General features: G+C 65.8%; 1 protein-coding gene. It reads right to left on the bottom strand.

The genetic code is table 11. The features are described from left to right. Positions 1–13: 13 nt before the first annotated feature. A partial coding sequence (rpoB, locus tag Q8M82_RS22595) for a DNA-directed RNA polymerase subunit beta (protein WP_305693542.1) occupies positions 14–2857 on the bottom strand: 2844 nt, incomplete at its 5' end.

Here is a 2857-nt window from a genome sequence, read left to right as displayed (position 1 = left end):
ATCCGCAAGGCGATCAGAAGCCGCGCTGGTTGAGTTCGACGTTGAGACCCAGCGAGCGCAGTTCCTTGACGAGCACGTTGAAGGATTCCGGGATGCCCGCCTCGAAGTTGTCCTCGCCGCGCACGATCGACTCGTAGACCTTGGTGCGGCCCGCGACGTCGTCCGACTTCACCGTCAGCATCTCCTGCAGCGTGTAGGCGGCGCCATAGGCCTCCAGTGCCCAGACCTCCATCTCGCCGAAGCGCTGGCCGCCGAACTGCGCCTTGCCGCCCAGCGGTTGCTGGGTGACGAGCGAGTACGGGCCGATCGAACGCGCATGGATCTTGTCGTCGACCAGATGATGCAGCTTCAGCATGTAGATGTAGCCGACGGTGACCTTGCGATCGAAGGGCTCACCCGTGCGCCCGTCATACAGCGTTGACTGACCCGAGGAATGCAGCCCCGCCTGCTCCAGAAGCCGCTCGATATCGGCCTCCTTGGCGCCGTTGAACACCGGCGTCGCGATCGGAACGCCGCGGCGCAGGTTCTGGCCCATCTCGACCAGCTCGTTCTCGTCCATCGAGGCGATGATCTCGTTGTCCTCGTAGACGGCGTCGAACGAAGCCCGCAGAGCCTTGATGTCGTGGCCCTTGCGATAGGCGTCGAGCGCGGCGCCGATCTGCTTGCCGAGACCCGCGGCCGCCCATCCCAGATGGGTCTCCAGGATCTGCCCGACATTCATGCGCGAGGGCACGCCGAGCGGGTTGAGCACGATGTCGGCATGGGTGCCGTCCTCGAGGAACGGCATGTCCTCCACCGGCACGATGCGCGAGACCACGCCCTTGTTGCCGTGGCGGCCGGCCATCTTGTCGCCCGGCTGGATCTTGCGCTTCACCGCGACGAAGACCTTGACCATCTTCATCACGCCGGGCGGCAGCTCGTCGCCGCGCTGCAGCTTCTCGACCTTGTCGAGGAAGCGCTGCTCGAGGCGCTTCTTCGACTCGTCGTACTGCTTCCGCATCGCCTCGATTTCGGTCATCAGGGCGTCGTCGCCGGTGGCGAACAGCCACCACTGCGAACGCGGGAACTCGGACATGCCCTCGCGGGTGATGACCGTGTCCTTCTTGAAGCCCTTCGGGCCGGCGAGACCCGTCTTGCCGGTCAGGATGTCGGCCAGACGCGCGAAGGTGTTGCGGTCCAGGATCGCCTGCTCGTCGTCGCGGTCCTTCGCGAGACGCTCGATCTCCTCGCGCTCGATCGCCTGGGCACGCTCGTCCTTGTCGACGCCGTGGCGGTTGAACACGCGCACCTCGACGATCGTGCCCTGCACGCCTGGGGGCACCCGCAGCGAGGTGTCGCGAACGTCGGAGGCCTTCTCGCCGAAGATGGCGCGCAGCAGCTTCTCTTCCGGCGTCATCGGGCTTTCGCCCTTCGGCGTGATCTTGCCGACGAGGATGTCGCCCGCCGCCACTTCCGCGCCGATGTAGACGATGCCGGCTTCGTCGAGATTCTTCAGCGCCTCTTCCGAAACGTTGGGAATGTCGCGCGTGATCTCCTCCGGGCCCAGCTTGGTGTCGCGGGCCATGACCTCGAACTCCTCGATGTGGATCGAGGTGAAGACGTCGTCCGAGACGATCTTCTCCGAGAGCAGGATCGAGTCCTCGAAGTTGTAGCCGTTCCACGGCATGAACGCGACGAGCACGTTGCGGCCGAGCGCGAGCTCGCCGAACTCGGTCGACGGGCCGTCCGCGACGATGTCACCCTTCTTGATGACGTCGCCGACGCGCACCAGCGGCCGCTGCGTGATGCAGGTCGACTGGTTGGAGCGCTGGAACTTCTGCAGCCGGTAGATGTCGACGCCCGGCTTCGTCGGATCCATCTCGTCGGAAGCGCGGATGACGATACGCGTCGCGTCGACCTGGTCGACGATGCCGGCGCGGCGGGCCGCGATCGCGGCACCCGAGTCACGGGCGACGACGGCTTCCATGCCGGTGCCGACGAAGGGGGCGTCGGCGCGAACCAGCGGCACCGCCTGGCGCTGCATGTTCGAGCCCATCAGCGCGCGGTTCGCGTCGTCGTTCTCGAGGAACGGGATCAGCGCCGCGGCGACCGAGACGAGCTGCTTGGGCGACACGTCCTGGAAGTCGACCTTGTCGACCGGCGTCACGATCACTTCACCGGCGCGGCGGCAGACGATCAGGTCGTCGGTCAGACGGCCTTCCTTATCGACGGCGGCATTGGCCTGGGCGACGTTGTACTTCGCCTCCTCCATCGCCGAGAGATAGATGATCTCGTCAGTCTGCTTGCCGTCGCGGATGCGGCGATAGGGGCTCTCGATGAAGCCGTATTTGTTCACCCGCGCGAAGGTGGCGAGCGAGTTGATCAGGCCGATATTCGGCCCTTCCGGCGTCTCGATCGGGCAGATGCGGCCGTAATGGGTCGGGTGCACGTCGCGCACCTCGAAGCCGGCGCGCTCACGGGTCAGACCGCCCGGGCCGAGCGCCGAAAGACGACGCTTATGCGTGACTTCCGAGAGTGGGTTCGTCTGGTCCATGAACTGCGAGAGCTGCGACGAGCCGAAGAATTCGCGCACGGCGGCGGCCGCGGGCTTCGCGTTGATCAGGTCCTGCGGCATCACCGTGTCGATGTCGACCGAGGACATGCGCTCCTTGATGGCGCGCTCCATGCGCAGCAGGCCGAGGCGGTACTGGTTCTCCATCAGCTCGCCGACCGAGCGGACGCGGCGGTTGCCGAGATGGTCGATGTCGTCGATCTCGCCCTTGCCGTCGCGGATGCGGCGATAGGGGCTCTCGATGAAGCCGTATTTGTTCACCCGCGCGAAGGTGGCGAGCGAGTTGATCAGGCCGATATTCGGCCC

This window comes from Allobosea sp. (assembly GCF_030694325.1).
Classification (GTDB): Bacteria; Pseudomonadota; Alphaproteobacteria; order Rhizobiales; family Beijerinckiaceae; genus Allobosea.
The sequence above is the reverse complement of the archived record's forward strand: the minus strand, read 5'-3'. Positions and strand labels throughout refer to the sequence as shown.